This is a genomic window from Methanomethylovorans sp., from assembly GCF_050177135.1.
Taxonomy (GTDB): domain Archaea; phylum Halobacteriota; class Methanosarcinia; order Methanosarcinales; family Methanosarcinaceae; genus Methanomethylovorans.
Genome location: NZ_JBFXHJ010000147.1, coordinates 1 through 5,249 on the forward strand (window position 1 = coordinate 1; position 5,249 = coordinate 5,249).

Below are 5,249 nucleotides of genomic sequence, written 5' to 3' on the forward strand. Positions count from 1 at the left end.
ACTCCTGTACCCATTCCGAACACAGCAGATAAGCCTGTCCACGTTCCGTACTGTACTTAAGTGCGCGAGCCTTTGGGAACTTCGGATCGCTGCTATGCTCACTCTATGATCTAAATACTGATTCTTATAAATACTTATTTTCTACTAGTTGATACTGTACTTTTTATCTGATCATGTTCTTCAACAGCAGTGATGAATCCTTGTTTCTGTTTTTATGGATAGTAAACTATAATCCGCTGTTTTATTTCTGCTACAATTATTTGTCTATTGTCAAAGTTTTTGCTGAGGCAACATACATATATCTTTACTTTTATCTACCCCCTCATGACATCCAGATTCGAGATATTACATAAGGATGCTGCAGGACGCATAGGTAAACTCACCACTGCCCATGGTGTAGTGGAAACTCCTACTGTTATGCCTGTTATCAATCCCAATATCCAGACCATTAAGCCTTCAGAAATGCGAGATTTCGGGGCTCAAATGCTCATCACCAATTCTTATATCATCTATCGCAAGGAAGAGCTGCGTGAGAAAGCTCTAAAGGATGGTCTGCATTCCCTGCTGGATTTCGATGGTCCTATTATGACAGATTCGGGATCCTTCCAATTATCAGTGTATGGTGAGGTAGAAGTGAGCAACGAGCAAATTGTGGAGTTCCAGCAGAAGATTGGCTCGGACATAATTGTTCCTCTGGATATTCCCACCCCTCCCAATGTCACAAGAGAGCAGGCAGAAGCTGAACTTGAGACTACTGTCCAACGCCTTAAGGCAGCGAGAGAACTGGCCAATGGTGACATGTTACTCGCTGGCCCGGTCCAAGGTTCAAGTTATCTGGACCTGCGTGAACAATGTGCACATACTCTCTCAGAAGTGGGCTTTGACGTGTATCCATTTGGGGCGGTCGTACCTCTCATGGAAACATACCGCTATGCAGATCTGGTTGATGTCATCATTGCTGCCAAAAAAGGATTGGACCCTTCTGCTCCCGTTCATCTGTTTGGCGCAGGGCATCCCATGATGTTCGCTCTTGCAGTATCTCTTGGATGCGATCTGTTCGATTCAGCAGCTTATGCCCTTTATGCTAAGGACAGGAGATACATCACTACCACAGGCACATATCATGTTGACCAACTTCAATATCTTCCATGTTCCTGTCCTGTATGTGTATCTCATACGGCCGAACAACTCAAAAAAGCATCTAATTGTCAGGACCTTTTAGCCCGGCATAATCTCTATGTAACATTTGAAGAAATACGCCATGTAAAACAATCCATTAAAGAAGGAAACTTGCTGGAACTTGTTGAACAAAGATGTCGTGCGCATCCTAGATTGCTTTCAGCCTTGAAGCAGATGTATAAGTCTTCCTATTGGCTGGAACAGCACGATCCTGCATCCAAGTCCACATTTTTTTACTGTGGACCTGAGTCATCCAAGCGTCCTGAAGTTCTGAGATTCTCCCGCAGATTAGGCCGTTTCTCACTTAAAGGTAAAGCTTTGATCAGAGCTTCACCTACACGTATCGACTCCGAGTTCGATCATGTGCTCATATTCAGACCACCATTTGGTGCATTTCCTCAGGAGCTCTCTGAGATATACCCATTCAATACCGAATCAGTTCACATTCCTGACTATGAATCCCTTGAAGAAGCATATATGAATTTCCTTGAACTTATTGGATTAAATCCTCACGTAGAATTCACTTTCATGATCGCAGAAAGGTTTGAACATCCCCTCGTAGAGGAATTGAAACAGGTAGCAACTATTATCTAATATTCTCATTAACTAAAAATGGTAAGGATCCCCAAAATAGTTCTTGTTGCGGTGATTTAATTGGTTTCAATCTCAGATTCAAAGACTACCCATCCTTTCATTGAATTGCTAAGACCGGAAATTGCAGATATGGACCTTGCCTTGCCGGCAGCAAGTGCATTGCTGGCCTCCTATCTGGCAACAGGTTCTCTGCCTCCCCTTTTCCCATTTATCATTGCAGTAATAGGAGGCTACGCAGCCATTACGAGCTCCTACGTGTATAATGACTGCTGTGATGTGGATATTGACTCTATAAACCTTCCAAATAGGCCCCTTCCATCCAGACAACTCAGTAAACAAAAGGCTCTGAAATACGCCATATTTCTGGGAGTGATAGCATCAGCAGCTGCATTGATCCTCAATCCAGAATCATTCGTTGTGCTCATTGTAGCAGTGCTAACCATCAGTATATATTCAAGTGTGGCCAAAAGAACCACTTTCCTAAGTTTCATTCCCGTAGGCATAGCTTATGGACTTGTACCCATTGGTGTATGGCTGGCCTTTGATCCCGCAGGAATACTTAAACAGCCTGATTACGGTGCTATTTTACCTCTTCCTGCTATTTTCCTGGGTCTCATGATGTGTTTCACTGACTGGGGCTTCACGCTCTCAGGTGTGGCAAGGGATGTAGAAGGAGACCGTGCACGTGGTGCGCCCACTTTTCCTGTAACATTTGGTGTGCCTGCCACATCCAGATTCGTGACGGTCATGTGGGTCGTAGGGGTTTTTGCCTCCATTGCAATAGGCATCACTGCTCATCTTGGTCCAGTGTTTTTTACTGGTGCCATCCTTGCGGGTATATGGATGTTGTCACAATCATTTGATTTCATCAAGGATCCAACTCCTCAAAGAGGTGGACGTCTCTTCCTTCAGGGTTCACGTTACAGAGGCATCATGTTCGGTTCACTTATAGTTGATGTGCTTCTGCTGGTATTATCAACCACTTACGCTTCAATAATATGGTAAGGTAATGATCATGGATGCAGATATTGTAGTAATTGGTGCCTCTCCGGCAGGTCTCATGGCCGCCCGTAATGCTGCATTAAAGGGTACAAATGTCATTCTGATCGACAGGAAAGAGGCAATTGGAAATCCCACCCATCCTGCAAACACTTTCTTTAAAGGGATGTTCGACAAGACAGGTGAGACTGTTGACCAGAGCTATGTGATAAAGAATCTCAAAGGTGCACATATAGTAGCTCCTTCCGGTGACAAGGTTGTTGTAGAAAGCCCGGCGTATTTCCTGGATCGCAGAAAGTTTGATGAATACTATGCACAGCAGGTGATTAAGGCCGGAGTTGACATTCGCACAGGAGTAGAAGCTTTAAATGTTATCCGTAATGAAGGCATCTTTTCCATAAGTACCAATGAAGGAATGCTGAAGTCTAAGATAGTCATAATCTCAGATGGTATAAATTCCAGAATTGCAGGGCTTTTGGGTATGAAACCCATCAAATATCCTCGTGATATAGCATGGTCTATGGAAGCCGAGGTGGAGGCTCCAGGTCTGGGAGAACCTGACATGTTCGAATATTATGTAGGAAACCATGCCCCTGGATGGAAATCAACATATTCACCATGTGGCGGTGATCGCGCAACTCTGGGAGTATATGTACGCAGGCATGGTACGGATGTCTCATCTTTCTTTGATACCTGGGTGGAGAATTTCAAGAAAATAAAAGGCTTGGAAGAACTGTCCTTTATTAAAAAGTCAGTGGGTGGAGACCCCATAGCTGCCATTCCCGCAGATATAGTAGGTGAAGGAGTTATGGTCACTGGAGGCTCTGCTGCCCAGTCAGGCATAGGATATGGGATGCATGCTGGCCAGATGTGTGGTGACGTGGCAGCAGATGCCATTGCAAAGAATGATGTTTCTGCCAGGTTCCTGTCAGAGTACAGAAAACGCTGGAACCAGGAGTACAGGAACGAGTACTATCTGGGTCGTATCGCCCTTGAGACCCTGCGTAAGATGACTGATAAGGAAATAGATGCAATGATGCAGGTCTTTGAGGGTGAGGATCTTTCTTTCATTCAAGGTAAGCCCTTAAATAAGGCAATACATGCAGCTATGTTCATGCTCAGGAAAAAGCCATCTTCATTGCTTACCTACAGGGCAGCATTGAGAAGGAAGTGAACAGTGGTTATGGATAAGTATTATTTTTACAGGAATCCCCTTTTTAAGGTCTATGCAACGGTCCAGAATGGTTTAGTAAAGATGAATACAGAAGGTTTAGTATCTCCTATTTTCAACTCTATGGTAAAAGACCTGATGCAGATGTTCGATGGTACGAAGCCTTCTGTAGTGGAGGCTGATAGACTTATTTATTCCACTTGGATGCCTCCAATACCCAGCAAACCCTTTGATAGGCTGGTATCCAGCCAGATGGGTAATATGAGAGGTAAGTATATACCAGAGCAACTGACCATTTCGATCACAGAGGATTGTCCCAATAAATGCCTTCACTGTGCATTGCCTGATACAAAGAATCGTGCAAAGCTGGAGCCAAATATTGTGAGGTCTATCATCGATCAGGCACAGGAGGTAGGTACTACTTTAATTATTTTCGATGGAGGAGAGCCCTTACTTTATGCGGGTCTGGAAGAGCTGATATCTCATGTCGACCAGGAGCGTGCTATTCCCGGTCTGTTCACTTCTGGAGTTGGCCTAACTGTAGAAAAGGCACAAAGTCTCAAAGAGGCTGGCCTATACATGCTTAGTGTGAGCCTGGACAGTGCACATGAAGAGGGTCATGACCTTATGCGTGGCCGTTCCGGTGTCTTCAGAGATGCCATGTCGGCAATACGCAACGGAGTAGAGGCTGGTCTGTTTGTGAATATCTATGTGGTCATCTCTCCGAGGAACATACATGAACTGGACGATTTCTATCAATTGGCTCGCGAAGCAGGTGTACACGAGATCTCCTTCTTTGAGATAGTTCCGACTGGCAGGTGGCTTGACCATACTAACGAGGTGCTCTCTGTTGAAGACCGCAAAAAATTCGATGACTTTGTGTCCTATGCCTCTATGAGCGCTGGTCCCAGGATATTTCCTATACCTCAAGTGGTAGGAAAAATGGGTTGCTTTGCCGGGCGGAAATGGCTGCATATAACACCCGAAGGGAACGTATGGCCATGTTCCTGCCTGCCTTTAAGTTATGGCAATATACATAATGATAACCTTAAAACCATATGGAAAAAGATCACTGAAGACCCTACCTTCACAGGTGGTAAATGCTTGATGCGCAATTCCGAATTCAGACGTATCCGTCTGGGTTTAAATGAGCAAGAAGAACAAAATTGAAATTTAAGGGTGAAATCACCCTTATTAGTTTCTTTTTTATAACAGTCCAGATCTCTGAAGCGCCATGAGGGTTTCTGTGGTGAGCTTTTCTCCAGCCTTGAACTTATCAAAGATGTCTTCGGCATCCTTGCGCATA

Annotated in this window: 5 protein-coding genes and 1 rRNA gene; 5 read left to right on the forward strand and 1 reads right to left on the reverse strand. The window is 44.4% G+C overall.

Annotated elements, in window-relative coordinates; genetic code table 11:
* The 5 genes from rrf to AB7U21_RS10140 form a co-directional block, all read left to right on the forward strand.
* A 5S ribosomal RNA gene (gene rrf / locus AB7U21_RS10120) occupies window positions 1-98 on the forward strand; the annotation flags it as partial.
* A gap of 226 nt (window positions 99-324) precedes the next feature.
* Window positions 325-1,773, forward strand: a complete 1,449-nt coding sequence (gene tgtA / locus AB7U21_RS10125) for a tRNA guanosine(15) transglycosylase TgtA (RefSeq protein WP_333787407.1) — start codon at window positions 325-327, stop codon at window positions 1,771-1,773.
* A 60-nt stretch (window positions 1,774-1,833) separates the two neighbouring features.
* On the forward strand, window positions 1,834-2,778 hold the full coding sequence (locus AB7U21_RS10130; protein ID WP_333787406.1) for a UbiA family prenyltransferase: 945 nt from the start codon (window positions 1,834-1,836) through the stop codon (window positions 2,776-2,778).
* Between the two features lie 10 nt (window positions 2,779-2,788).
* Window positions 2,789-3,946 carry an NAD(P)/FAD-dependent oxidoreductase gene (locus tag AB7U21_RS10135; protein WP_333787408.1) on the forward strand — a complete coding sequence of 386 codons (1,158 nt, stop codon included), beginning with the start codon at window positions 2,789-2,791 and terminating at the stop codon, window positions 3,944-3,946.
* 9 nt (window positions 3,947-3,955) lie between these two features.
* Window positions 3,956-5,113, forward strand: coding sequence for a radical SAM protein (locus AB7U21_RS10140; protein ID WP_333787405.1), 1,158 nt, complete (start codon window positions 3,956-3,958; stop codon window positions 5,111-5,113).
* A 36-nt stretch (window positions 5,114-5,149) separates the two neighbouring features.
* On the opposite strand, the gene AB7U21_RS10145 is transcribed toward AB7U21_RS10140, so the two are convergent.
* Window positions 5,150-5,248 carry a DUF7121 family protein gene (locus AB7U21_RS10145; RefSeq protein ID WP_428388769.1) on the reverse strand — a complete coding sequence of 33 codons (99 nt, stop codon included), beginning with the start codon at window positions 5,246-5,248 and terminating at the stop codon, window positions 5,150-5,152.
* Window position 5,249 lies beyond the last annotated feature (1 nt).